The organism is Pseudomonas sp. PSE1(2024), assembly GCF_050990555.1.
Lineage (GTDB): Bacteria > Pseudomonadota > Gammaproteobacteria > Pseudomonadales > Pseudomonadaceae > Aquipseudomonas > Aquipseudomonas aphyarum.
In genome coordinates this window covers 1,814,110-1,839,741 of the sequence record NZ_CP158967.1, presented here as the reverse complement: position 1 = coordinate 1,839,741, position 25,632 = coordinate 1,814,110, and the positions used below count along the sequence as shown (strand labels likewise).

The window sequence follows — 25,632 nt, the reverse complement described above, 5'->3', positions numbered from 1 at the left end:
CAGCCTCATTTGCAAATTCAATCGATCTTTTTGTGACTTCCCGGTTTCTCGTTAACATCTAAGCGCTTAAGCCTATTTGAATCGAGACGCGGCCTGTGCAACCCACAGGAAAGCGGGTTTTCTGGCGCCTGAAATATGCCGAAACCGGCTGAAAGCCCCGGTTTTACCAGCCCAGAGTTTCTTTCAGGAAGGGAATGGTCAGCTTGCGCTGAGCCTGCAAAGAAGCCTGATCGAGCTGCTCCAGCAGATCAAAAAGCGCGCTCATGCTGCGGGTACCGCGAGTCAAAATAAAATGCCCGACTTCATCGGTCAGGTGCAGACCGCGACGGGATGCGCGCAATTGCAGGGCACGCAATTTGTCTTCATCGGAGAGAGGACGCATCTGGAAGATCAGCGCCAGGGTCAGGCGCGATTTCAGGTCGGCGAGTTTGATCGGCAGTTCACGCGGCGAAGTGGACGCCGCAATCAGCAGACGCCGCCCGCTGTCACGCAGACGGTTGAACAGGTGAAACATCGCCTCTTCCCAGTCTGCCTTGCCGGCAATCACCTGCAAGTCATCCAGGCAGACCAGTTCGTACTGTTCGAGGTTGTCGAGGATTTCGATGCCGCGATCCATCAACTCGGCCAGCGGCAGGTACACCGCCGGTTCACCCATCTGCTCGAAGCGCAGGCACGCGGCCTGCAACAGATGCGTACGCCCTACCCCGTGCTTGCCCCACAGATAGATCAGGCTTTCGGTCCAGCCGGCGTCGGCTTCGCATAGACGCTCGACATAGCCGAGTGCAGCGGCATTGGCGCCTGGGTAGTAGTTGATGAAGGTGGCGTCGTCACGCAGACGCACACCTAGGGGCAGCTGAATCGGTTTCATGCTGACTGAACAGTTCCCAAGGAACCGTTAGTGGCCTCTGTGTAAAGTGAGCGAAGTTTATACCCGTGAAGCGGAGCGCACAATGCGACAGACCCCAAGCAAAATCAAAGGTTTGCGTTAACGTGCTGGTTTTATGACAGTTTCTTTGGCGCCACGGCCTGCATGAGACGGGCCAACCCGGTGATCCACCGGGCAGCCCGCGCGTCACGATTACAACTCCGGCTCATCCACCCCGCTATAGATGTCGGAATCCTTGTACAGATCATGGACATGCCGCACCAACACCATGATCACCGCCGCCACCGGCAACGCCAGCAGCACACCGGTGAAGCCGAACAGCTCGCCACCGGCCAGAATCGCGAAGATCACCGCCACCGGGTGCAGACCGATCCGGTCCCCCACCAGCAACGGCGTCAGCACCATGCCTTCCAGGGCCTGGCCGACCATGAACACCGCGACGATCCCGATCATCGGATACAAATCGCCACCGAACTGGAACAACCCGGCAATCAACGCCGCACCGATGCCGATCACGAACCCCATGTACGGCACAATCGCCGCCAGCCCTGCGATCAGACCGATCAACAGGCCTAGCTCCAGCCCGACAATCATCAGGCCGGCCGCGTAAATCACACCCAACGCCAGCATCACCAGCAACTGCCCGCGCACGAACGCGCCCAGCACTTCATGGCACTCACCCGCCAGCGCCACCACGCGCTCTTCGCGATAACGCGGCAACAGGCCACGGATCTTGGCCATCATCACGTCCCAGTCGCGCAGCAGGTAAAAGCTCACCACCGGGATCAGCACCAGATTCGCCAGCCAGCCGATCAGCGCCAGGCTCGAGGCCGTCGCCTGACTCAGCACCACACCGACGATATCGGTGGTCTGGCCCATATGCTCACTGATGGCAGCTTTGACCTTGTCGAACTTCCAGAAGCCATCCGACAGCCCCAGCTTCGATTGCGCCCATGGCACGGCGGTGTGTTGCAACCAGTCGAGCATTTGCGGCGCCAGTTCATACAGCCGCAGCAATTGCTTGGCGAGCATCGGCACCAGCACCAGCAACAGTGCAGTGACGATCAGGGTGAACAAGGCGAACACCGTGATCACACCCCAGGTGCGGGACAGCCCCAGGCGCTCCAGACGATCAACAAGCGGATCGAACAGATACGCGAGCAGCAGCGCTACCAGAAACGGCGTGAGGATCGGATGCAGCAACCAGACAAACGCGCAAAGCAGGAGCACCCCACCGAGCCAGAACCAACGCCGCGTATCGGCCATGTAACACTCCATTGCTTATATATAAGAAAGAAAACTACCAGCGGAACCGCAAGGACGGCGCCGCCGGTGTCGGCGTTGGCGCAGTAACTGGCGGCGCCCCGACGACCGCAGGCTGAGGCGCAGCGACCGGAGCCGGCGCCTCGGCCGGCAGCTCCTGCAGCTTCGCCAGCGACAATTGCGCCCGCAACTGATCAGCGCTGCCGTTGACCCGATACAGGATGCGATCGGCATCGACACTCTGCAGACGCACGCCGAACGGTTCGAGTAACCGCAGCAGCGCAGCGTAGTGCTCCAGATTCATGCCCTGCACTTCCAGGGTCTGCTGGCCGGACGCGCCCGGCTTGGCCACAAAGCGTGGCGCCAGGCGTTCAGTGACCGCCAGCATCACCGCATCGGCCACGGCGGCCTGATCCGCGCCCTGCACGTTGCCCGCCTCTTTTTTATCGCCCAGCCACAATTGCCATTTGGCCTGCCATTGCCCGCCGTCTTCGCGGGCATGCACAGCAAGCAAGGCGTCAGCGTTGTAGCGCTCGGAAGCGTTGCGCAGCGGCGCCGGGTCGGCTCCCTCTAGCGCTGGCGCCGTAGCGACCAATTGCTCACTCAAGTCCGCCAACGGCAGGCGCAAAGGCAATCCACGGTGCTGGGCCGCACGGCGCAACGGCGCGGCGCTGGCCTGACCGTCGCCCACAAGGCTCGAACCCTCGGTCGAATCGTTCAGCCACCAGCTTAGGATCGAGGGCCGGTTGGCACCCCACAGCGCCAGCCCTGCGCGGCGCAACGCCTGCTCGGTGGATCCCGGATCGAAATCGACTTTCAGCACTTCCGGCGGCCCGGCATCGAAACCGAACTGACTGATGATCTGCTGCGGATCCTTGCGAACCGGCGCCAGCCCCGCGTTCTGCGGGGCTTTCGGGTCACCGGTCAGGCGCAGCACCAGCGTATCCAGTGCGGCCTGAGTGGCGCGATCGCGCTCCTCGGGCGACTGACCAGTAACCGGTTCGCGCACCTGATAAAGACCTTTGAGATTTTCGGCCTGGCTCGCCAGACTGATCAGAGACAAGCCACCCACTAACAGCCATTTACAAAAACGCATGGAGAATTCCCGTCGACAAGAGCGGCTGGAACAGGCCGCGTGTACCGTTGCTGCAAGCCTGTGACCACAGGCCGTCGCAAAACATTCACACGCGGTCGGTAAGTTTTTGCACAGTCCTAACGATAGACGGTTCCTTATACAGGCACCCGTGATGTCGCCCACAGCGTCAATTGCAAAATTTTTCCACCGATATGCCCCTGCCCGTCGGCGTGAGGATGGCCGCTGCCCCTCAAGCCTGATAAAATCGCGCGCCTTCGCAGACCGGCAACAGCCGGGCACCCCGAACTTCGCGTGAGGCAATCGCCCCTGTCGGATTCGGCGCTCCCGCTGAACTCGGTCGTTACCCCTGAATCCCCTCCCCTAAAGGCCTGGATCATGAGCAAGCAACCCTCCCTGAGCTACAAGGACGCCGGTGTAGACATCGACGCCGGTGAAGCATTGGTCGAACGCATCAAGAGCGTCGCCAAGCGCACTGCGCGCCCGGAAGTCATGGGCGGCCTGGGCGGTTTCGGCGCCCTCTGCGAAATCCCGGCCGGCTACAAGCAGCCAGTACTGGTTTCCGGTACTGACGGCGTCGGCACCAAGCTGCGCCTGGCGCTGAACCTGAACAAGCACGACAGCATCGGCCAGGACCTGGTCGCCATGTGCGTCAACGATCTGGTGGTGTGCGGCGCAGAGCCGCTGTTCTTCCTCGACTACTACGCCACCGGCAAACTGAACGTCGACGTGGCTGCCACCGTGGTTACCGGTATCGGTGCAGGCTGCGAACTGGCTGGCTGCTCGCTGGTCGGCGGCGAAACCGCTGAAATGCCTGGCATGTACGAAGGCGAAGATTACGACCTGGCCGGTTTCTGCGTCGGTGTCGTGGAAAAAGCCGAAATCATTGACGGCTCGAAAGTCGCCACCGGTGATGCCCTGATCGCCCTGCCATCGTCCGGCCCGCACTCCAACGGCTACTCGCTGATCCGCAAGATCATCGAAGTGTCCGGCGCCGACATCGAAACCGTTCAGCTCGACGGCAAACCGCTGACCGAACTGCTGATGGCCCCGACCCGCATCTACGTGAAGCCGCTGCTCAAGCTGATCAAGGACACCGGCGCGGTCAAGGCCATGGCCCACATCACCGGTGGCGGCCTGCTGGACAACATCCCGCGCGTTCTGCCAAAAGGCGCTCAAGCCGTGGTTGACGTGGCCAGCTGGAACCGCCCGGCCGTCTTCGACTGGCTGCAAGAGAAAGGCAACGTCGACGAAACCGAAATGCACCGCGTGCTGAACTGCGGCGTGGGCATGGTGATCTGCGTGGCTCAGGAGCACGTTGAAGTTGCCCTGAACACCCTGCGTGACGCCGGCGAGCAGCCTTGGGTCATCGGTCAGATCGCTGTCGCTGCCGAAGGCGCGGCCCAGGTCGAACTGAAGAACCTCAAGGCTCACTGATGTCCCAGACCTGTGATGTCGTGGTGCTGTTGTCCGGCACCGGCAGTAACTTGCAGGCCCTGATCGACAGCACGCGGACCGGCGACAGCCCGGTCCGCATCGCTGCGGTGATTTCCAACCGCGCCGACGCCTACGGCCTGCAACGCGCCAGTGACGCGGGTATCGCCACCCGCTCGCTGGATCACAAGGGATTCGAGGGCCGCGAGGCCTTCGATACCGCTCTGATCGAACTGATCGACGAATTCAACCCCAAACTCGTGGTACTGGCCGGCTTCATGCGCATTCTCAGCGCTGACTTCGTCCGTCACTACCAGGGTCGCCTGCTCAACATTCACCCGTCGCTGCTACCCAAATACAAAGGGTTACACACGCATCAGCGTGCGCTGGAGGCCGGCGACGCCGAACACGGCTGCTCCGTGCACTTCGTCACCGAGGAACTCGATGGCGGACCACTGGTCGTACAGGCAGTAATACCGGTAGAGTTGCACGATTCGCCGCAAAGTCTGGCGCAACGGGTTCACGTTCAGGAACACCTGATCTACCCGATGGCCGTACGCTGGTTCGCCGAAGGACGGCTGAGCCTCGGCGAGCAAGGTGCTTTACTGGATGGCCAGTTACTCGGGGCCAGCGGTCACTTGATTCGAAACTAGGAGATTTTATGCGTCGCGCCCTGCTCTTCGCTTGCGCTCTGCTCGCCCTGCCTTTTGCCCAGGCGGCAGACCTTCAACCGTTCTCCGCCAGCTACACCGCCGACTGGAAGCAGCTGCCCATGAGCGGCACTGCCGAACGCAGCCTGACCAAACAGGCCAACGGCGTCTGGAAGCTCAGCTTCAAGGCTTCGATGATGATTGCCAGCCTGTCCGAGGAAAGCACCCTGACCCTGGACAAGGACACCCTGCTGCCACAGTCCTACCACTTCGAACGCGGTGGTCTGGGCAAAGCGAAAAAGGCTGATCTGGACTTCGACTGGGCCAACAAGCTGGTGACCGGCACCGACCGCGGCGACGCGGTGAAAATCCCGCTCAACCGCGGCATGGTCGACAAATCCACCTATCAACTGGCGCTGCAGCATGACGTAGCCGCCGGCAAGAAAAGCATGAGCTATCAGGTGGTCGATGATGGCGAAGTCGATACCTACGACTTCCGCGTGCTGGGTTCGGAGAAAGTCGAAACCAAGGCTGGCCAGATCGATGCGATCAAGGTCGAGCGCGTCCGCGATCCGACACAAAGCAAGCGCATCACCGTCCTGTGGTTCGCCAAGGACTGGGATTATCTGCTGGTTCGCCTGCAACAGGTCGAAACCGACGGCAAGGAGTACAACATCATGCTCCTCGACGGCACGGTCAACGGCAAGACGGTCAAAGGCAGCTAATTCAACGAAAAGCCCCGCAAACGCGGGGCTTTTTTTCGCCTGTCGAACGCTGATCAAACCGAGAACTTGGCGACCATGCTGTTCAGATCCACCGCCAGCCGCGACAACTCCTGACTCGCGGCACTGGTCTGATTGGCCCCGGCCGAGGTCTGCATCGCCAGGTCACGAATGTTCATCAGATTGCGATCGACTTCCCGCGCCACGGCCGCCTGCTCTTCCGACGCACTGGCGATCACCAGGTTGCGCTCGTTGATCAAGGTGAACGCCGAAGCAATTTCCTCCAGCGCCACGCCAGCCGCCTTCGCCAACTCCAGGGTCGAGCGCGCCCGAACGTTGCTCTGTTGCATCGAGCTGACCGCCGAATCGGTGCCCTGCTGGATGCCGCCGATCATCTGTTCGATCTCCTGCGTCGATTGCTGAGTGCGATGGGCCAGCGCCCGCACCTCGTCCGCCACCACCGCAAACCCCCGCCCGGCATCCCCCGCCCGCGCAGCCTCGATCGCCGCGTTCAACGCCAGCAGATTAGTCTGCTCGGCAATCGAGCGGATCACATCCAGCACCTTGCTGATGCTGTAGACCTTCTGCGCCAGATCCTCCACCTGCGTGGCATTGGCGGTGACATCGTGTGCCAGCAACTCGATGGACGATACCGTCTGCTGGACCTGCTCGCGACCATGCTGGGCAATGCGATCAGACTCACGGGAAGCCTCGGAAGTCGCGACGGCATTGCTCGCCACCTCCTCCACCGCGGCGGTCATCTGATTGACCGCCGTGGCCGCCTGTTCAATTTCCAGACTCTGCTGGTGCAGCCCTCGCGTCGCATCCTCGGTGACGCAGCTCAACTCTTCCGAGGCCGAAGCCAGCTGACTGGAGGACTCCGAGATTCGGCGGATGGTGTCGCGCAGGTTGTGCTGCATGCTCTTGAGCGCGTGCAGCAGCCGCGCTGGCTCGTCCTTACCGGAGATGTTGATATCACCGGTCAGATCGCCACCGGCCACCACTTCCGCGACATTGAGCGATTGCGACAGCGGCAGCACGATGCTGCGGGTCAGCAACAACGCCAGCGCGATGGTAATCAGCGCGGTGATGCCGATCATCACACCGACCCAGACCCGGGAATTGGTGAACACCAGCCGTGCGGCCTCCGTGGCGAGGTTGGCGTTGTGCTTGTTCAGCTCGACCAGCTCACGCAGGCTCACCGCAATTTCATCCGCCAAAGGACTCATCTGCCCGTTGAGAATGGCGGCCGCCTCCTCCACTCGTCCCTGAGCAGATAACGTCATCACCTGCGCCTGAAGCTCCAGGTACTTGTGTTCGGCAACTTTGAAGCGGTCGAACAGCGCGCGCTCTTCGGGCAATACGATCAGGATGTCGTAACGTTGCTGGGCTTCGCTCAGCACACCGCGCAAATCATTAAGCTTGGCCACATTCTGATCCAGCGCCTGCGGATCGCGATTGAGCAACAGGCGCATGGTCAGCGCACGCAGGCGCAGCATGTCCTGGCTCATCTCGCCCACCGCCATCACGCTGGGCAGCCAGTTATTGTCGACCTCGTCGGACTGCGCGCGCATGTTCGACATCTGCAGCAGGGCGAACGCGCCAAGGGCAAACACCATCAGCGCCAGCACGCCAAAACCCAGCCCGGCCCGGGGCGCAATATTGAGACTACGGATACTCATTGCTCTGGTTCCTTCCAAAAGCGCTGCATCAACCCTGCAGCTGGTTGCTCTAGAAGGTATCGGCCCTTTGGAAAATTGCGTAAGACCAAAACGTGATATCAAAAGGCCTCGATACTTCGAACCTGGCGCATTAACGATTCAGCGCGGGTTTGCCGGACTTGAGCGCTGTTCGCGGCAAGATCGCCAGGAAGTTGTCCCGCGCGACTTTTTCCGCTACCGCCTCGGGCAATGCATCGAGAAACGGCTTGAAGCCGTGGATTTCCTTACCGAGTTTGTTGAATCGCCCGACTACATCGGAACCGATCATGAAGCGATCCGGATAGCGCTCCACCAGTTGCACCCACTCCGCTCGCGGTTGACCCTTTTCGTCCAGCAAATAAGGCTTCAGCAGGCTCCATGACAGGTCAATGAACAGGTTCGGGTACGCCTCCAGCATTCGCGTAAGTGTCGGCAGCAGAAAATCCAGCTGCGTCTGATGACGATGGATTTCGGCGCTGGTGCCGGCATGCGCCCAGATAAACCGGGTGTGCGGATGATTACGCAGCGGCTCTTCAATTTCCTTCAGGTACAGCGGATTCTTCTCACGCTTGGAGGTGATGTTGGAATGCAGCATCACCGGCAGATCGTTTTCGGCGGCCAAGTGATAGATGCGGGTCATGGCTTCGTTGTTGGCGCGTGGCGTGTCACCCGAGGTGAGTGCTGTGAGGTCGTCGTGACGGGTGAAGACCTCGCCGATGCCCTGCCACAAGCCGGGATACAGATCGAGCATGCGCTGGATGTGCGCGGCGGAGTTCTTGTCGTTGGGGTTGAAGCCTGAAAGAAACGGGTGAAAGTACTGGCGCTGCTCCGGTGCGAGTTTCTGCACCGCGTCGGCGACGATCACGTCAGTCGCGCTGTACCAATAGGCGTCGGCGTCGTCACCGGCGTAGTAACGCGGGCGCTTCGGCTCGTCTTCGTGCCATTTCTTCGCCACGGGAATGCCGGAAATCATCACGTGCTCGATGGAGTTTTCCTTCATGGCCGTCAGCAATTTCGGCATGCCGGCGGTTTCCTGGAAAAAATCCACGTAATGCAGGTGCGCGTCACTGTAGGTGTAATCCCGGGCACTGGCGACGCCGGTAAAAACCATCAGGCAGGCAAGACTCAAACGAAACACGGACACAAGCTTTCTCCGGCAGACAGGCATAGCCTAGACCCTCGCCGGGCGACGAGGGTTCACCCGGCAAGAAAGTGGAACGCGCCTGTGTGGGAATGCTCTATACCTGCAAGGTCTTTTTTGATCGAATCCCTTTTCCTACAGCTTGCGAGGTTCACATGACCGTTACCGTCAATACCGTGTCCGCCGAAGGTTTTCGCCACACCGTACAGATCGATGAGCATGAGCTGTTTGCCGATGTCCCGACCACTGCCGGCGGCGAAGGCTCGGCTCCGGAGCCGCACGATTACTTCGACGCCGCTCTCGGCGCCTGCAAGGCCCTGACCCTGAAGCTGTACGCAAAGAAAAAGGACATCCCGCTGACCGGCGTCGGCGTTGAGGTCAAACGCGACAACAGCCAGGAACAGAAAGGCAAATACGCCCTGCACGTGACCCTCACTTTAAAGGGCGTGCTCACCGATGCCCAGCGCGAAGAACTGCTGCGCGTTGCCGATCGCTGCCCGATCCACAAGCTGATGACCACCAGCGAAGTCACCATCGAAACCCACGCGCCAGTCGGCTTCGACAGCCAGTAATCACCCCGACGACACCGGCGGGTTATGCTCCTCGCATCACCCGCCAAGCCTGGAATGGAACATGGACACCCAACCCCTGATCATCCGCCCGCGCGCCGAAGACGTCGAAGGCCAGCCGATTCTGCGCCCGCTGCCGTCAGCCAAATGCCGCAGCGTCGGGCCTTTCGTGTTTTTCGACCACATGCTCGAAACGGTTTATCCGACGGGCAAAGGCATGAACATCCGACAGCACCCGCACATCGGTCTGTCGACCCTCACGTATTTGTTCGACGGGCAGATCCAGCACAAGGACAGCCTGGGCTCGGATCAGGTGGTCAGCGCCGGCGATGTCAGCTGGATGACGGCCGGCACGGCGATCGCTCACGTCGAGCGCACGCCCGAACCGCTATGGGAAAAAAGCTTCAAGATGCACGGCCTGCAAATCTGGCTCGCCTCACCCAAGGATCACGAACAAGGCCCGGGGCATTACAGCCATCACCCGGCCTCGACCTTGCCGGTCAGCGATAACCTCGGCGTGCAGATCCGCATGATCGCCGGGTCAGGCTTTTGCCTGGAATCGCCGGTGCCGGTGCTTTCTCCTACGCTGTACGCCGAATTGAAGATGCAAACCGCGACCACACTGCTGATCCCGACCGAACATGAAGAGCGGGCGCTGTACGTGTTGAGTGGTGATGTGCAGCTGAATGGCGAAGCGGTCGAACCCCATGCACTGGTTGTGTTGCCGGCCGGGGAAGAGATGAGCCTGTTTGCCGAGAGCGATAGCCACGCGGTGCTGTTCGGTGGTGCGCCACTGGACGGGCCACGGCGGATCAACTGGAATTTTGTCGCGAGCGATCCGGCGGCGATCGATGAGGCGCGGCGCAAGTGGGCGGCCGGGGATTGGCCGACGGTGCCGGGGGAAGTCGAGCGGATCGAGCTGCCTAAATCGCGCAGCGAACCGACACCGCTGTAAAGCAACACTCCCACGCCAGGCGTGGGAGTGCGTTCAGCCGATTCAGCCCTTGAACACTTCTTCCAACAAGTCATGCATCGACTTGAACGCCCGCGCTGCGGTCTTCGCGTCGTACATCATCTTGCCCGGAACATTGGCATGCGGATCGGTGAACGAGTGCACCGCGCCGCCGTAGCTCAGCAACTGCCAATCCACGCCTGCCGCGTTCATCTCGTCTTCGAATGCCGGCAACTGCTCTTTCGGCACCAGCGGGTCGGAAGCACCGTGCAGCACCAGCACCGAACCCTTGATGTTCTTCGCGTCCGCCGGGTTCGGTGAATCCAGCGTGCCGTGGAACGACACCGCCGCTTTCACTGCAGCACCGGTGCGGGCCAGATCCAGCGCACAGCAACCGCCGAAGCAGAAACCGAATACCGCCAGTTTCGAGGTATCGACCGCCGCCTCGCCCTGCTTCTGCAATTGTTCGAACGCGGCCTGCATACGCTTGCGCAGCAGCGCGCGGTCATTCTTCAGCGGCATCATTGCCGCACCGGCCTGATCGGCATTCTGCGGACGCACGGCCTGGCCATACACGTCAGCGATCAGCACCACATAACCCTTGGCCGCCACCGATTTGGCGATCTCTTCAGCGCCAGCGCTGACACCCATCCAGTTCGGCGCCATCAACAGACCCGGACGCGCGCCTTTGTGCTCGGCGTCGAACGCCAGGCGACCTTCATAAGGCTGGCCGTCAATCTGATAGACCACGGAACGTACAGTGACTTGGCTCATTTCTGACTCCTGATTGGTTGAACACCAGAATGAAAAAACCCGCCGAAGCGGGTTTTTCTACAGTTTGATCAAGCGGACAGCTCGACCAGCAGCTTGTTCAGGCGGCTCACGTAAGCGGCCGGGTCTTTCAAGCTGTCGCCAGCCGCCAGCGCGGCCTGGTCGAAGAGGATGTGCGACAGGTCGCCAAAACGCTCTTCGCTGGTTTCGTTGTCGAGCTTCGCGATCAGCGGGTGGCTCGGGTTGAATTCGAAGATCGGCTTCGAATCCGGCACCTTCTGCCCGCTGGCCTCGAGGATCTGACGCATTTGCAGACCCAGGTCCTGCTCGCCGATGGCCAGAATGGCCGGCGAATCCGTCAGGCGATGGGAAACCCGGACTTCGGCAACGGAGTCGCCCAGTGCGGTTTTTAGACGCTCGACCAGACCTTCTTTCGACTTGGCGACTTCTTCTGCGGCCTTCTTGTCCTCTTCCGAGTCCAGGTTGCCCAGATCCAGGTCACCGCGCGCGACGTCGACAAAGCTCTTGCCGTCGAACTCGCTGAGGTAGCTCATCAGCCACTCGTCGATACGGTCGGTCAACAGCAGCACTTCGATGCCTTTCTTGCGGAAGACTTCCAGGTGCGGGCTGTTCTTGACCTGCGCGTAGGTTTCGCCGGTGAGGTAGTAGATCTTGTCCTGACCTTCCTTGGCGCGCGCCAGGTACTCGGCCAGACCGACGATCTGCTCGCCATCGGTGCCGTTGGTCGATGCGAAACGCAGCAGACCGGCAATTTTTTCCTTGTTGGCGAAATCTTCTGCCGGGCCTTCTTTCATGACCTGACCGAAGTTTTTCCAGAAGCCCTTGTATTGCTCAGGCTCGTTCTTCGCCAGTTTTTCCAGCATGTCCAGCACGCGCTTGGTCAGCGCCGACTTCATCGAGTCGATGATCGGGTCTTTCTGCAGGATTTCCCGCGACACGTTCAGCGACAGGTCGTTGGAGTCGACCACGCCCTTGATGAAGCGCAGGTAAAGCGGCAGGAACGACTCGGCCTGATCCATCACGAACACGCGCTGCACGTACAGCTTCAGGCCTTTTGGCGCTTCACGCTGGTACAGATCGAACGGTGCGCGGGCCGGCACGTACAGCAGCGAGCTGTACTCGAGCTTGCCTTCGACCTTGTTGTGGCTCCACGACAGCGGGTTTTCGAAGTCGTGAGCGATGTGTTTGTAGAACTCCTGGTATTCCTCGTCCTTCACTTCAGTGCGGGGACGGGTCCACAGGGCGCTGGCGCGGTTGACGGTTTCCCACTCGGCTTCTGGCTTCTCTTCGCCTTCGGCAACGGCCACTTCTTTCGGCAGCTCGATCGGCAGCGCGATGTGGTCGGAGTACTTCTTGATGATGTTGCGCAGACGCCAGCCATCGGCGAACTCGTCTTCACCGGATTTCAGGTGCAGGACGATGCGAGTGCCGCGCTCCGGCTTGTCGATGGTGGCGACTTCGAATTCGCCCTCGCCTTTCGACGACCAGTGCACGCCTTCGCTGGCGGCGGTGCCGGCGCGACGGCTGTACACGTCAACTTTGTCAGCGACGATGAAGGCCGAGTAGAAGCCCACACCGAACTGGCCGATCAGGTGCGAATCCTTCTTCTGATCGCCGGACAGGTTTTTCATGAAATCGGCAGTGCCGGACTTGGCGATGGTCCCCAGGTGGGTGATCACATCGTCGCGGTTCATGCCGATGCCGTTGTCTTCGAGGGTGACGGTCTTGGCGTCCTTGTCGAAGCTCACACGGATTTTCAGTTCAGCGCCACCTTCGAGCAACTCAGGCTTGGCCAGGGCTTCGAAGCGCAATTTGTCGACAGCGTCAGAGGCGTTCGAGATCAATTCGCGAAGGAAAATTTCCTTGTTGGAATACAGCGAATGGATCATGAGGTGCAGCAGTTGCTTCACCTCGGTCTGGAAGCCCAGGGTTTCCTTTTGAGTTTCCACACTCATGGTCATCAAACTCCAATCAGATGGCATTGGCCGCGACCTTGCTGGTCGGCGGCGGGTTGTTCTGTGAGTTGGGGGCGTGCTTCAGGATTTCAAGGGCTCATCGATTTTGAAGTGCGCGCGGGCGGTGGCAATCGGTTCGCTTTCGGTGCTTTGCCAGGCCGTGACCGCGACGTTGGCCACCCGCCGGCCCTGACGGCAGACCTGACACCGGGCCCACGTATCGCGAAACTGCCCGGCCCGCAGGTAATCGAGGGAGAAATCGATAATCTTCGGCACACCCGGCGCGCCGGTGAAAATCAGCAGGTGCAGGGCGGCGGACAGCTCCATGAACCCGGCAATCACCCCGCCGTGGATCGCCGGCAATAAAGGGTTACCAATGTTGTCCTTGTTGGCTGGCAGCTTGAACAGCAAGTCATCACCGACTCGCGAACACTCGACGCCGATGAGTCCGGCATAGGGGATCAGCTTCAGCAGCGGCGCGTAGTCACCCTTCTCGTGCGCCTCTTGCAGTTGCTGCTTGAAATCATCGCTCATGGGTTTTCTCCCTTGATCGCGCCACCAAAGCCTTTGGTGCCTTTTAGGCCCTTGCCCATGCGCATGAAGGTGCCGACGACGTGGGCAATCGGTTGTTCCGGATCATCCTGGTAAGCAAAGCCGCGAGCGAAGATCACATCGGTGGTGACCCGATAACATTGGGCGAAGCCATACACATCTTTATGCGGCTCGGCGGCGTGCATGTAGTCGATGCGCAGATCGAGGGTCGGGCAGACTTCGAATTCCGGCAGAACGCACAGGGTCGACATGCCGCACGCGGTGTCCATCAGCGACGTGATCGCCCCGCCGTGGATGACGCCGGTCAGCGGGTTGCCAACGATTTGCGCACTGTACGGCAGCACCACCGTCAGGCCTTCGCTACTTGCGCTGTGCACCTTCAATCCCAGTACCTGACAGTGGCGCAAGGCCGAGAGAAACCGTGTCGCACGCTCAAAAACGGGGTTTTCGGCCATTTGATAATTACTCTTGTTAGTCGCCATTCCCAGTAGTGGAAAGAACAGCAAAAGTTCCATTGCAAAACAAACTTATATATCTGAAAGAAATGAGGAACTTAAGCCTTGGGCCTGAGCTCTTAAGGCCAGTAGTTATTTTCCATAAGGAGAAACACCCCATGCGTAAGACTTTAGCTATTGCCTTGATGTTGACCGCTTCCCTCGGTCTCGCTGCCTGCGATAAAAAATCCGAGGACAAAGCTCAAGATGCCAACCAACATGCTGAACAAGCTCAGCAAGACATGAACAAAGCTCAGGATAAAGTGAACGACGCAGCGAAAGAAAACGCCGAAGCTGCCAAAGCTCAGGCCGAATCGAACGCTGCAGCGCAAGAAGAAGCTGCCAAGAAGCAATAAGCCGCTTCTGGCTGGCAAAAAAGAAAACCCGCCAAGTGCGGGTTTTCTTTTGCCAGTCTTTTTTTGCCGATGCGGTCTTAGAGCAAAACAGTTCTAAAAGTCGGACTAATCATCAGCAACAATGAACACACTAAGCCGACCAGCCAGACCAGACTGCGCAGCGTGGGAATATCCGCCAGGTAAAACCACAAATAGAAAATCCGCGAGATCACGAAGATGATCGCCAATGTATCGATCAGCCATCCCGCCGTCTGCGTGGTATGCGCCATCAGCACGCCAACGGCAAACAGGATGAACGCTTCAATGCTGTTCTGATGTGCCGCCAGCGCCCGGGCCCCGTAACCGGTGAGTTGCGCCTGCTGCTGACGCGGCAGGTGGTTGTTGTAACCGCCCTGCTCCTTCATGGCCTTGCCGACCGGCATCCGCGCCACGTAGATCAACAATGCACTGATAAACACACACCAGAACGGAATACTCATCAAGCAGCCTCTTTGTTCGCTTCGGGCAATGGCGCCTCTGTAGGGGTATAGACCATTACATCCAGTACGTCGGAATGAAACTCCCGGCGATACAACACCAGCACCACGCCTGCGCTCATCAACATGAACAGCCACGGGCTGACGAACCACGCCAGCATGCTCATGCCGAAGTAATAGGAACGCAGACCGAAGTTGAACTGGTTGGCCGCCATCGAAATCACTCGAGCCGCCCGCGAGGCGAACGCCTTGCGCTCCTGCTCCGAGACTTGCCGCTCACCGATCATCGGGGCCGAGCCAACCAGAATGGCGGCGAAGTTGTATTGGCGCATGCACCAGCTGAAGGTGAAGAAGGCGTAGACGAACACCAGCGCCAGGCACAGCAACTTGATCTCCGACATGCCCTGCGAGGCCTGTTGCACCATCGGAATGTCCGCCAGCAGCGACACCGCGCGCTCGGACGCGCCGAGCACGGTCAGGATGCCCGCCAGGATAATCAGCGTGCTGGAGGCAAAGAACGAGGCGTTGCGCTCGAGGTTGCCGATCACGCTGGCGTCGGCGATGCGGTTGTCACGCAGCAGCATGCGGCGCATCCAGTCTTCGCGATACAGGTGCAGCACGCTGGCCAGGCACGCGGTGTCACGGGCCTTCCAGGTGGCATAACGGGTGTAACCGCCCCAGCAGATGACAAACCAGAGCGCGGCCAGCAGGTGGATCAGGTTGGCTTGGATGAACGACATGCAATTCCCTGTGATGAAGATTTCGGCTCCCCTTCGACGTTAGTCGAGGGAAAAAGACACTGCCTGAAGCCCATAAAAAATGCCCCGTATCGATTGATACGGGGCATTTCTGTTTAATCGCTCGGGAGCCGCTTGTGGCGGCCCGGCAATCTTAGGCGAGTGCTTCGGCGCGCTTGCCCAGCAGGCGGTCGCAAACCACAGCAACCACCAGGGTCATCACGCATGGCACCAGCCACGCCAGACCTTGCTCACTCAGCGGCAGGTGGGCCAGTTGCGATGGCATCCAGTCCGCCAGACCGGCGCCTTTCAACGCATCGATGGTGCCGAACACGAACGACACCAGCATCACCGGGCCCATGATACGGCTCTGCTCATGCCAGAACGCAGCGCAGAAGCTCAGGGCCACCAGCACGATGCACGGCGGGTAGATCGCGGTCAGCACCGGGATCGAGAACGCGATCAGCTTGGTCAGGCCCAGGTTGGACACCAGCAGCGAGAACGCCGCGAGGATGATCACCAGGGTCTTGTACGACAGCGGCAGTACGCGGCTGAAGTATTCGGCACAGGCGCAGGTCAGGCCGACAGCGGTCACCAGGCAAGCCAGGGAAATCAGCACAGCGAGGAAGCCACTGCCCAGCGAACCGAAGGTGTGTTGCACGTAAGCGTGCAGCACCGCCGCGCCGTTGGTCGCGCCCGCCGCCACTTCATGGCTGCCGGAACCCAGACGAAACAGGCTGACATACACCAGCGCCAGACCGACGCCGGCAATCAGCCCGGCGATGATCGCGTAACGGGTGATCAGTGCTGGCGACTCTACGCCACGGGAGCGGATCGCGTTGACGATGACGATGCCGAACACCAGCGCGCCCAGGGTATCCATGGTCAGGTAACCATTGATGAAGCCTTGGGAGAACGGTGCCGCAACGTATTCCGGAGTGGCAACGCCGATATCACCGGCCGGCAGTGCGAACGCGGCGATGCCGAGCACGGCCAGGGCGATGATCTTCAGCGGCGCGAGGAAACGACCGACGGTGTCCAGCAGACGCCCAGGGTAGAGCGAGATGAAGAACACCAGCAGGAAGTACACCGAACTGTAGAGGAACAGTGCCAGCGGGCTCTCGCCGGTCAACGGCGCCAGACCCACTTCAAAGGAAACGGTCGCGGTACGCGGGGTGGCGAACAGCGGGCCGACTGCCAGGTAGCAAGCCGCTGCCAGTACGCCGCCAGCGATCTTGCCGATCGGGCTGCTCAGGGCGTCCATGGCGCCACCGACCTTGGCCAGTGCGACCACGGTGACCACCGGCAAACCGACCGCCGTGATCAGGAAGCCCAGCGCCGCCATCCAGACGTTTGGCCCGGACTGCAAACCGACGATAGGCGGGAAGATGATGTTGCCGGCCCCGACGAACAGGGCGAATGTCATAAAGCCAAGTGCCAGGATGTCCTGACCTTTCAAAACTTTCATTAAGGAAATACCACACTACTGAATCGGAATTTAGAGGGGGATTTCCCTGTGGGGTTAGGGAAATGCTGTCAATCCGTATAAGACTGACCCGTTTAGCGCGTTGCATGCCTTGTGGGCGGCAGACGCAAAAATGGCTGCTAGCCTAACGAATTTGCCTGACAAACGCACTGTTAGAGGGCGAACTATCCGATACGCGACGTTTCTGTGTCGCGTTTTTGCATGTTATTGGGTGAGTGCTTATAAATTGCCATCGTCCACCCGAACGCCAGAAACGACAAAGGCCACCCGAAGGTGGCCTTTGTTGCTGGAGCAGAAAAGTCAGCCGAAGCTTACTTCTTCACTTCCCAGCCAGTCAGCTCGGCCAGGGCCTTGCCGATGTCTGCCAGCGAACGCACGGTTTTCACGCCTGCGTCTTGCAGAGCAGCGAATTTCTCGTCTGCAGTGCCTTTGCCGCCGGAGATGATTGCGCCAGCATGGCCCATGCGCTTGCCCGGAGGAGCAGTCACACCAGCGATGTAGGAAACAACCGGCTTGGTCACGTGTGCCTTGATGTAGGCAGCCGCTTCTTCTTCAGCCGAACCGCCGATCTCGCCGATCATTACGATCGCTTCGGTCTTCGGGTCTTCCTGGAACAGCTTCAGGATGTCGATGAAGTTCGAACCCGGGATCGGGTCACCACCGATGCCGACGCAAGTCGACTGACCGAAACCGGCGTCAGTAGTCTGCTTCACAGCTTCGTAGGTCAGGGTGCCGGAACGGGAAACGATACCGACCTTGCCTGGCAAGTGAATGTGACCTGGCATGATGCCGATCTTGCATTCGCCTGGGGTGATCACGCCTGGGCAGTTAGGGCCGATCAGGGTAACACCCAGCTCGTCGCACTTAACTTTAGCGTCCAGCATGTCCAGGGTAGGAATGCCTTCGGTGATGCAGACGATCAGCTTGATGCCGCCGAAAGCAGCTTCCAGGATCGAGTCCTTGCAGAAAGGAGCCGGAACGTAGATGACGCTGGCGGTGGCGCCAGTGGCTTCTACAGCTTCTTTCACGGTGTTGAACACAGGCAGGTTCAGGTGAGTGGTGCCACCTTTGCCTGGAGTCACGCCGCCAACCATTTTGGTGCCGTAGGCAATGGCTTGTTCGGAGTGGAAAGTACCCTGCGCACCGGTGAAGCCCTGGCAGATTACTTTGGTGTCTTTATTGATCAGGACGCTCATTACTTGCCCTCCGCAGCTTTAACGACTTGTTGAGCAGCGTCGGTCAGGCTGGTAGCAGCGATGATGTTCAAACCGCTTTCTGCCAGTACTTTAGCGCCCAGTTCAGCGTTGTTGCCTTCAAGACGAACAACAACCGGGATTTTCACGCCGACTTCTTTCACTGCACCGATGATGCCTTCGGCAATCATGTCGCAACGAACGATGCCGCCGAAGATGTTAACCAGTACTGCAGCGACATTGCTGTCGGACAGAATGATTTTGAAAGCTTCGGTTACGCGTTCTTTGGTAGCACCACCACCTACGTCGAGGAAGTTGGCTGGCTTGCCGCCGTGCAGGTTGACGATGTCCATGGTACCCATGGCCAGGCCGGCACCGTTCACCATGCAGCCGATGTTGCCTTCCAGCGCTACGTAGTTCAGTTCGAACTTGGCAGCGTGCGCTTCGCGCGGATCGTCCTGCGACGGATCGTGGAAAGTCTTCAGCTTAGGCTGACGGTACATTGCGTTGGCGTCGATGTTGATCTTGGCGTCCAGGCAGTGCAGATCGCCATCAGCCTTGATCACCAGCGGGTTCACTTCCAGCAGAGCCAGGTCGTGATCCTTGAACAGCTTGGCCAGACCTACGAAGATCTTGGCGAACTGAGCAACCTGCTTGCCTTCCAGACCCAGCTGGAATGCCAGCTCGCGACCCTGGAATGGCTGAGCGCCAACCAGTGGATCGATAGTGGCTTTCAGAATTTTTTCTGGAGTGTCGTGAGCGATTTTCTCGATGTCCACGCCACCTTCGGTGGAAGCCATGAACACGATGCGACGGCTCGAACGGTCAACGACAGCGCCCAGGTACAGCTCTTTAGCGATATCAGTGCACGATTCAACCAGGATCTTGGTGACTGGCTGGCCGTTGGCGTCAGTCTGGTAAGTCACCAGACGCTTGCCCAGCCACTGCTGTGCGAAGGCTTTGGCGTCTTCTTTGCTGCGAACCAGCTTGACGCCGCCCGCTTTACCGCGACCACCGGCGTGAACCTGGGCTTTGACAACCCACTCGTTGCCGCCGATTTTGTCGCAAGCTTCTGCTGCTGCTTCCGGGGTGTCTACTGCGAAACCAGTGGAAACTGGCAGGCCGTATTCAGCGAACAGCTGCTTACCCTGATACTCGTGAAGATTCATGCTTTTTACCGTCTTCGTTAGGTACTGCGCATTCGGCGCTGCGCTCTTTATGAGTGCCGCGCCACCTGTGACTGCTGCTTGCGTAGCCTTTCCGGATACCCGGTGCAGCTACGCAAGGCTGCGTCCAGCGGACATTCCGCGGTGAGTCTTGCACGCAAGGCTCACGACGGGCCGTACCGCCGTGGTTTCTTATTGTGTCTTAACGCTTCTTGCGGTTGGCAATGTGGATGGCGCCGCCATTCACTGCCAAAGCTGCTTCGTGCAAGGCTTCAGACAGGGTCGGATGGGAGAAAACCATCATGCCCAGGTCTTCAGCGCTGGTGCCGAATTCCATACCGATCGCGCCCTGCTGAACCAGTTCTGCAGCGCTCGGGCCAATCACGTGCACGCCCAATACGCGGTCAGTCTTGGCATCGGCGATGACCTTGACGAAACCACCGGTATCGTTGGCGGCCATGGCACGGCCGGATGCTGCGAACGGGAAGGTGCCGACGTTAACTTCAACGCCTTCAGCTTTCAAGGCCTGCTCGGTTTTACCGACCCATGCGATTTCCGGGTGAGTATAAATAACCGAAGGGATCAGGTCATAGTTCATCTGGGCCTTGTGGCCCTTGATGCGCTCGACAACCATGATGCCCTCTTCCGAGGCCTTGTGAGCCAGCATCATGCCGCGAACCACGTCACCGATGGCGTAAACGCCCGGTACGGTGGTGGCGCAGTGATCGTCAACGTGCACGAAACCGCGCTCGTCCAGGGTCACGCCGCTGTCGGCAGCCAGCAGATCAGTGGTCACCGGACGGCGACCAACGGCTACGATCAGCTTGTCGAAAGTGATGGTCTGTTCGCCGTTGGCATCGGTGTAGTTCACAACGACTTCGTCGCCGTTCACTTTCGAGCCGGTTACGCGAGCGCCCAGTTTGATGTCCAGACCCTGTTTGGTCAGGGTTTTCAGCGCTTCCTTGGAAACAGCGGTGTCCGCTGCCATCAGGAAGGTGTCCAGTGCTTCCAGAACAACCACTTCGGAGCCCAGACGCGACCATACCGAACCCAGTTCCAGACCGATCACGCCAGCGCCGATCACGCCCAGACGTTTAGGTACGGATTGGAATTCCAGAGCGCCAGTCGAATCAACGATGACTTTCTGATCGACCGGAGCCGGTGGAATGTCGATCGGACGCGAGCCTGGAGCCAGGATGACGTTTTCGGCTTCGATGACTTCAACCGAGCCGTCCGGCTTGGTGACTTCGACTTTCTTGCCGGCCAGCAGTTTGCCGTGGCCCTGGATCGAAGTAACGCCGTTGGCCTTGAACAGGGTGGCAACACCGCCGGTCAGGTTCTTGACGATGCCAGCCTTGCGGCCAACCATCGCTGCGACGTCCATTTTGACTTCGCCGGTCGAGATACCGTGGACGTTGAAGCTTTCTTTCGCTTCCTTGTATTTCCAGGAGCTGTCCAGCAGCGCCTTGGAAGGAATGCAGCCTACGTTCAGGCAGGTGCCGCCCAGGGCTTGCTTGCCTTCAGCATCGGTGTACTTCTCGATGCAGGCAGTGCTCAGGCCGAGTTGCGCGGCCTTGATAGCTGCCACGTAGCCGCCAGGGCCCGCACCGATCACTACTACGTCAAATTTCTGCGACATTCAAAAAATCCTCTTTAGCGAAAAGCTTCAAGCCGCGCGCTGCAAGCCAGGCTGCGTTTTCCCGCAGCTTGAAGCTTGCAGCGCGTGACTGCTTCTATCAGATATCCAGCAACAGACGAGCCGGATCTTCCAGCAGGTTCTTGATGGTCACCAGGAAGGTTACAGCTTCTTTGCCATCGATCAGACGGTGATCGTAGGACAGTGCCAGGTACATCATCGGACGGATCACGACCTGACCGTTGATGGCCATCGGACGCTGGATGATGTTGTGCATGCCCAGAATCGCTGCCTGCGGCGGGTTGACGATCGGGGTCGACATCATCGAACCGAAGGTACCACCGTTGGTGATGGTGAAGGTACCGCCGGTCATTTCGTCCATCGACAGTTTGCCGTCACGGGCTTTCTTGCCGAAGGTGGCGATGCCGCCTTCGATTTCAGCCAGGCTCATGTGTTCGGCGTTACGCAGAACCGGAACCACCAGGCCACGGTCGCTGGAAACGGCGACGCCGATGTCGGCATAACCGTGGTAAACGATGTCGTTGCCGTCGATCGAAGCGTTGACAGCCGGGAAGCGTTTCAGCGCTTCGGTGGCAGCCTTCACGAAGAACGACATGAAGCCCAGGCGTACGCCGTTGTGGGACTTCTCGAACAGGTCCTTGTACTTCGAACGCAGGGCCATGACTTCGGTCATGTCGACTTCGTTGAAAGTGGTCAGCATCGCCATGTTCGATTGAGCTTCAACCAGACGCTTGGCAACGGTGGCACGAACGCGAGTCATCGGAACGCGCTTCTCGATGCGGTCGCCAGCGGCGAACACAGGAGCGGCGGCGGCCGGAGCAGCAGCCTTGGCAGGCGCGGCAGCCGGAGCGGCTTTCTTGGCAGCAACGGCTGCAACCACGTCTTCCTTGGTCACGCGACCGCCTTTGCCGGTGCCGGCAACGGAAGCGATGTTGATGCCGTTCTCTTCAGCCAGCTTGCGCGCGGCAGGAGCAGCGATCGGGTCGTCTTCGCCATCGGCGGCAGCAGGTGCAGCGGCGGCAGCGGCCGGAGCAGCAGCGGCAGCCGGAGCAGCGGATGCAGCGCCGCCTTCAACGATGGAGCCCAGGACTTCGTCGGACAGGACGGTTTCGCCCTCGCCCTTGACGATTGCGCCCAGCACGCCGTCGGCGGTAGCCAGCACTTCCAGTACGACTTTGTCGGTTTCGATGTCGACGATCAGTTCGTCACGCTTGACGGCGTCGCCCGGTTGTTTGTGCCAGGTGGCAACGGTGCCATCGGCAACCGATTCCGGGAAAGTGGGGGCTTTGATCTCGATAGCCATTATCTGTGGTTCCTTAAATTCGGTTTCAGGTGCGCGAAGGCGTTAAACGGTAAACGCGTCTTGCAGCAGTTGTTCCTGCTGCTCGGCGTGCATCGATGCGTAACCACATGCTGGGGCAGCAGAAGCCTCACGGCCCGCGTACTCGAGTACGAGAGATTTGTTGAGGTTGCTGATGCTGCGACGCAGGTGGTGCTGGCTGCAGTACCAGGCGCCCTGGTTCATCGGCTCTTCCTGACACCACACGGCCGCTTTGGCATTGGTGTAAGGAGCCAGGACTTCTTTCAAGTCGTCCTCAGGGAACGGGTACAGCTGCTCGATACGCACGATGGCGATATCTTCGCGGCCTTCGGCACGACGTTTTTCCAGCAGGTCGTAGTAGACCTTGCCGCTGCACAGAACAACGCGCTCGACCTTTTTCGGGTCCAGTGCATCGATTTCCGGGATCACGGTCTGGAACGAACCTTCGGCCAGATCTTCCAGGGTCGAGATGGCCAGCTTGTGGCGCAGCAGCGACTTTGGAGTCAGAACGACCAATGGCTTGCGCAGCGGGCGAATCACCTGACGGCGCAGCAAGTGGTAGATCTGGGCCGGAGTAGTCGGCATGCACACCTGAATGTTGTGCTCGGCGCACAGCTGCAGGTAACGCTCAAGACGTGCCGAGCTGTGCTCAGGGCCCTGACCTTCGTAGCCGTGTGGCAGCAACATGGTCAGACCGCAGAGACGGCCCCACTTGTGCTCGCCGCTGGTGATGAACTGGTCGATAACGACCTGTGCACCGTTGGCGAAGTCGCCGAACTGGGCTTCCCAGATCACCAGCGCGTTCGGCGTGGTGGTCGAGTAACCGTATTCGAACGCCAGTACGGCTTCTTCCGACAGGAACGAGTCGTACAGGTCGAAGCGTGGCTGACCTTCATACAGATGCTTGAGCGGAATGTAGGTACCGGCATCTTTCTGGTTGTGCAGCACAGCGTGACGGTGCGAGAACGTACCGCGGCCGATGTCCTGACCGGTCATGCGGATCGGGTGACCTTCGAACGCCAGGGTCGCGTACGCCATGGTTTCGGCGTAACCCCAGTTGATCGGCAGGCCGCCGGCTTGCATCTTCTGACGGTCTTCGTAGATCTTCGCGACCTGACGCTGAACCACGAAGCCTTCCGGAATTTCCAGCAGCTTGGCGGACAGTTCCTGCAGGGTCTTGAGGTCGAAACGAGTGTCGTGACGCGCAGTCCAGGCGTGGCCCAGATACGGACGCCAGTCCACGAACAGCTCTTTGTTCGGCTCTTTGACCAGCGATTTCACTACGTGCAGACCGTTGTCCAGCGCGTTGCGGTATTCGTCGACTTTCGCCTGAACACGCTCTGCGTCCAGCACACCGGCCTGGGTCAGACGATCAGCGTACAGCTCACGAGTGGTGCGCTGCTTGGTGATCTGCTGATACATCAGAGGCTGGGTGCCGCTTGGCTCGTCGGCCTCGTTGTGGCCGCGACGACGGTAGCAGACCAGGTCGATCACCACGTCACGCTTGAACTGCATGCGGTAGTCGATGGCCAGCTGGGTCACGAACAATACGGCTTCCGGATCATCACCATTCACATGGAGGATCGGCGCCTGGATCATTTTCGCAACGTCGGTCGCGTACTCGGTGGAACGCGAGTCCAGCGGGTTGCTGATGGTGAAACCGACCTGGTTGTTGATCACGATGTGCACGGTACCGCCGGTCTTGAAACCGCGGGTCTGCGACATCTGGAAGGTTTCCATCACCACGCCCTGACCGGCGAATGCCGCGTCACCGTGGATGGAGATCGGCAGAACCTTCTCACCGGTAGGGTCGTTGCGACGATCCTGACGGGCGCGAACCGAACCCTCGACCACCGGGGAAACGATTTCCAGGTGGGACGGGTTGAACGCCATGGCCAGGTGAACTTCACCGCCGGTGGTCATTACGTTGGACGAGAAGCCCTGGTGGTATTTAACGTCACCGGAACCCAACTCGACCTTCTTCTTGCCTTCGAACTCGTCGAACAGCTCGCGCGGGTTCTTGCCGAAGGTGTTGACCAGTACGTTCAGACGGCCACGGTGGGCCATGCCGATGACGACTTCCTTGGTGCCGTAGGAACCGGAACGCTGGATCAGTTCGTCGAGCATCGGAATCAGGCTTTCGCCGCCTTCCAGACCGAAACGCTTGGTGCCCGGGTATTTGGTGCCCAGGTATTTTTCCAGGCCTTCACCGGCAGTCACGCGCTCGAGCAGGTGGCTCTTGATGTCCGCGGAATATTCCGGACGGCCACGCACGCTTTCCAGACGCTGCTGGAACCACTGGCGCTGCTCGGAATCGGTGATGTGCGTAAATTCAGCGCCGATGGTGCGGCAATATGTCTGCTGCAACGCTTCGTGAATTTCGCGTAGGCTCGCTTCCTCTTTGCCGATGAACAGGTCGCCGGCACGGAAGGTCGTATCAAGATCGGCATTGGTCAAGCCGTAGTGATTGATCGACAGGTCTGCAGGTGCAGGACGCTGCCACAGCCCCAGCGGGTCAAGCTGGGCTGCCTGGTGGCCACGCATACGGTAGGCCTGGATCAATCGCAGCACTTCAACTTGCTTCTTCTCGTGCTCACTGCTCACGCTGCCGGCGGAAACCGGTTGGGCGCGGCGCTGGTTCTTTGCCAGCAGCACGAAATGATCGCGAATTGTGGAGTGCGAAACATCGGTGGCAGAGCTGCCGTCGGCAGGCAGCTTCTGAAAGTAGGTGCGCCACTCTTCTGGCACAGCGTTAGGGTCGTGCAGGTAGAGCTCGTAGAGCTCTTCCACATAGGCAGCGTTTCCACCTGAAAGGTAGGCGCTGTTCCACATGCGCTGCATCACGCTTTCTTGCATGCTTGGTCACCCTCGGTTAGGGGAACACCATCGGTGTCGACACCGAGCAAGCTTGCAGAAGTCCGAATGCAGCGACCAAAACAAGCCACTTAGGATCACACTGATAGTCCGGGTACCAGCCCGGATGCCCCTGCTTGTCTCATTTCTTCAAAATAAGAGCCGCAGCTTATGGCTGCTGCTC

The 25,632-nt window shown here is 59.6% G+C and carries 23 protein-coding genes and 1 pseudogene; 6 read left to right on the top strand and 18 right to left on the bottom strand.

Annotated elements, in window-relative coordinates; genetic code table 11:
- Positions 1-163: 163 nt before the first annotated feature.
- From hda to ABTV87_RS08325, 3 genes are all read right to left on the bottom strand, one after another.
- On the bottom strand, positions 164-868 hold the full coding sequence (gene hda, locus ABTV87_RS08335; protein ID WP_007950396.1) for a DnaA regulatory inactivator Hda: 705 nt from the start codon (positions 866-868) through the stop codon (positions 164-166).
- 210 nt (positions 869-1,078) lie between these two features.
- Positions 1,079-2,152, bottom strand: coding sequence for an AI-2E family transporter (locus tag ABTV87_RS08330; protein ID WP_433899236.1), 1,074 nt, complete (start codon positions 2,150-2,152; stop codon positions 1,079-1,081).
- 34 nt (positions 2,153-2,186) lie between these two features.
- Complete coding sequence (locus tag ABTV87_RS08325; RefSeq protein ID WP_433899235.1) at positions 2,187-3,245, bottom strand: DUF2066 domain-containing protein; 1,059 nt, start codon at positions 3,243-3,245, stop codon at positions 2,187-2,189.
- A gap of 375 nt (positions 3,246-3,620) precedes the next feature.
- On the opposite strand from ABTV87_RS08325, the gene purM reads away from it, so the two are divergent.
- From purM to ABTV87_RS08310, 3 genes are read left to right on the top strand one after another with little or no spacing between them, the layout of a single operon-like run.
- Positions 3,621-4,679, top strand: a complete 1,059-nt coding sequence (purM, locus tag ABTV87_RS08320; RefSeq protein WP_007950393.1) for a phosphoribosylformylglycinamidine cyclo-ligase — start codon at positions 3,621-3,623, stop codon at positions 4,677-4,679.
- The gene (gene purN / locus ABTV87_RS08315) at positions 4,679-5,329 is read left to right on the top strand and encodes a phosphoribosylglycinamide formyltransferase (protein ID WP_085608847.1); all 651 of its coding nucleotides are present in this window, start codon (positions 4,679-4,681) and stop codon (positions 5,327-5,329) included. Before purM ends, purN begins: the two co-directional genes overlap by 1 nt.
- Positions 5,330-5,337: 8 nt before the next feature.
- Entirely contained in the window at positions 5,338-6,051 is a 714-nt protein-coding gene (locus tag ABTV87_RS08310) for a DUF3108 domain-containing protein (RefSeq protein ID WP_007950391.1), read from the top strand.
- A 53-nt stretch (positions 6,052-6,104) separates the two neighbouring features.
- On the opposite strand, the gene ABTV87_RS08305 is transcribed toward ABTV87_RS08310, so the two are convergent.
- The 3 genes and pseudogenes from ABTV87_RS08305 to ABTV87_RS08295 all read right to left on the bottom strand — a co-directional run bounded on the left by ABTV87_RS08305 (position 6,105) and on the right by ABTV87_RS08295 (position 8,916).
- The gene (locus ABTV87_RS08305; RefSeq protein WP_433899839.1) at positions 6,105-7,148 is read right to left on the bottom strand and encodes a methyl-accepting chemotaxis protein; all 1,044 of its coding nucleotides are present in this window, start codon (positions 7,146-7,148) and stop codon (positions 6,105-6,107) included.
- Positions 7,149-7,250: 102 nt separating this feature from the next.
- Positions 7,251-7,667: pseudogene (locus ABTV87_RS08300) on the bottom strand (MCP four helix bundle domain-containing protein); the annotation flags it as partial.
- A 193-nt stretch (positions 7,668-7,860) separates the two neighbouring features.
- The gene (locus tag ABTV87_RS08295; protein WP_433899234.1) at positions 7,861-8,916 is read right to left on the bottom strand and encodes an amidohydrolase family protein; all 1,056 of its coding nucleotides are present in this window, start codon (positions 8,914-8,916) and stop codon (positions 7,861-7,863) included.
- Positions 8,917-9,044: 128 nt separating this feature from the next.
- On the opposite strand from ABTV87_RS08295, the gene ABTV87_RS08290 reads away from it, so the two are divergent.
- Together ABTV87_RS08290 and ABTV87_RS08285 are read left to right on the top strand one after the other, a co-directional pair.
- Complete coding sequence (locus tag ABTV87_RS08290; RefSeq protein WP_007959010.1) at positions 9,045-9,461, top strand: OsmC family protein; 417 nt, start codon at positions 9,045-9,047, stop codon at positions 9,459-9,461.
- A 61-nt stretch (positions 9,462-9,522) separates the two neighbouring features.
- A complete protein-coding gene (locus ABTV87_RS08285; RefSeq protein WP_433899233.1) occupies positions 9,523-10,413 on the top strand; it encodes a pirin family protein in 891 nt (296 codons plus the stop codon).
- A 42-nt stretch (positions 10,414-10,455) separates the two neighbouring features.
- On the opposite strand, the gene ABTV87_RS08280 is transcribed toward ABTV87_RS08285, so the two are convergent.
- The 4 genes from ABTV87_RS08280 to ABTV87_RS08265 all read right to left on the bottom strand — a co-directional run bounded on the left by ABTV87_RS08280 (position 10,456) and on the right by ABTV87_RS08265 (position 14,164).
- On the bottom strand, positions 10,456-11,184 hold the full coding sequence (locus ABTV87_RS08280) for a dienelactone hydrolase family protein (RefSeq protein ID WP_039769796.1): 729 nt from the start codon (positions 11,182-11,184) through the stop codon (positions 10,456-10,458).
- 68 nt (positions 11,185-11,252) lie between these two features.
- Positions 11,253-13,157 (bottom strand): molecular chaperone HtpG, encoded by a 1,905-nt coding sequence (htpG, locus tag ABTV87_RS08275; RefSeq protein ID WP_221534197.1) that lies wholly within the window; start codon positions 13,155-13,157, stop codon positions 11,253-11,255.
- An 81-nt stretch (positions 13,158-13,238) separates the two neighbouring features.
- Entirely contained in the window at positions 13,239-13,691 is a 453-nt protein-coding gene (locus ABTV87_RS08270) for a PaaI family thioesterase (protein WP_007959014.1), read from the bottom strand.
- Positions 13,688-14,164 carry a PaaI family thioesterase gene (locus tag ABTV87_RS08265; RefSeq protein WP_085608852.1) on the bottom strand — a complete coding sequence of 159 codons (477 nt, stop codon included), beginning with the start codon at positions 14,162-14,164 and terminating at the stop codon, positions 13,688-13,690. The genes ABTV87_RS08270 and ABTV87_RS08265 overlap by 4 nt, the downstream gene beginning before the upstream one ends.
- Positions 14,165-14,322: 158 nt before the next feature.
- On the opposite strand from ABTV87_RS08265, the gene ABTV87_RS08260 reads away from it, so the two are divergent.
- On the top strand, positions 14,323-14,559 hold the full coding sequence (locus ABTV87_RS08260; RefSeq protein WP_007959016.1) for a hypothetical protein: 237 nt from the start codon (positions 14,323-14,325) through the stop codon (positions 14,557-14,559).
- 77 nt (positions 14,560-14,636) lie between these two features.
- Here ABTV87_RS08260 and ABTV87_RS08255 read toward each other — a convergent pair whose 3' ends face one another.
- The 8 genes from ABTV87_RS08255 to ABTV87_RS08220 all read right to left on the bottom strand — a co-directional run bounded on the left by ABTV87_RS08255 (position 14,637) and on the right by ABTV87_RS08220 (position 25,451).
- Positions 14,637-15,038, bottom strand: coding sequence for an MAPEG family protein (locus tag ABTV87_RS08255; RefSeq protein WP_127797328.1), 402 nt, complete (start codon positions 15,036-15,038; stop codon positions 14,637-14,639).
- Entirely contained in the window at positions 15,038-15,775 is a 738-nt protein-coding gene (locus ABTV87_RS08250) for a DUF599 domain-containing protein (RefSeq protein ID WP_085608854.1), read from the bottom strand. Before ABTV87_RS08250 ends, ABTV87_RS08255 begins: the two co-directional genes overlap by 1 nt.
- A gap of 151 nt (positions 15,776-15,926) precedes the next feature.
- On the bottom strand, positions 15,927-17,240 hold the full coding sequence (brnQ, locus tag ABTV87_RS08245) for a branched-chain amino acid transport system II carrier protein (RefSeq protein ID WP_007959023.1): 1,314 nt from the start codon (positions 17,238-17,240) through the stop codon (positions 15,927-15,929).
- Between the two features lie 329 nt (positions 17,241-17,569).
- Positions 17,570-18,454 carry a succinate--CoA ligase subunit alpha gene (gene sucD, locus ABTV87_RS08240; RefSeq protein ID WP_007959025.1) on the bottom strand — a complete coding sequence of 295 codons (885 nt, stop codon included), beginning with the start codon at positions 18,452-18,454 and terminating at the stop codon, positions 17,570-17,572.
- Entirely contained in the window at positions 18,454-19,620 is a 1,167-nt protein-coding gene (gene sucC, locus ABTV87_RS08235) for an ADP-forming succinate--CoA ligase subunit beta (RefSeq protein ID WP_007959029.1), read from the bottom strand. The genes sucD and sucC overlap by 1 nt, the downstream gene beginning before the upstream one ends.
- 199 nt (positions 19,621-19,819) lie before the next feature.
- Positions 19,820-21,256 (bottom strand): dihydrolipoyl dehydrogenase, encoded by a 1,437-nt coding sequence (gene lpdA / locus ABTV87_RS08230; protein WP_007959030.1) that lies wholly within the window; start codon positions 21,254-21,256, stop codon positions 19,820-19,822.
- Between the two features lie 97 nt (positions 21,257-21,353).
- Positions 21,354-22,577 (bottom strand): 2-oxoglutarate dehydrogenase complex dihydrolipoyllysine-residue succinyltransferase, encoded by a 1,224-nt coding sequence (gene odhB / locus ABTV87_RS08225; protein ID WP_011333116.1) that lies wholly within the window; start codon positions 22,575-22,577, stop codon positions 21,354-21,356.
- Between the two features lie 42 nt (positions 22,578-22,619).
- Positions 22,620-25,451 carry a 2-oxoglutarate dehydrogenase E1 component gene (locus ABTV87_RS08220; RefSeq protein ID WP_011333115.1) on the bottom strand — a complete coding sequence of 944 codons (2,832 nt, stop codon included), beginning with the start codon at positions 25,449-25,451 and terminating at the stop codon, positions 22,620-22,622.
- Positions 25,452-25,632 lie beyond the last annotated feature (181 nt).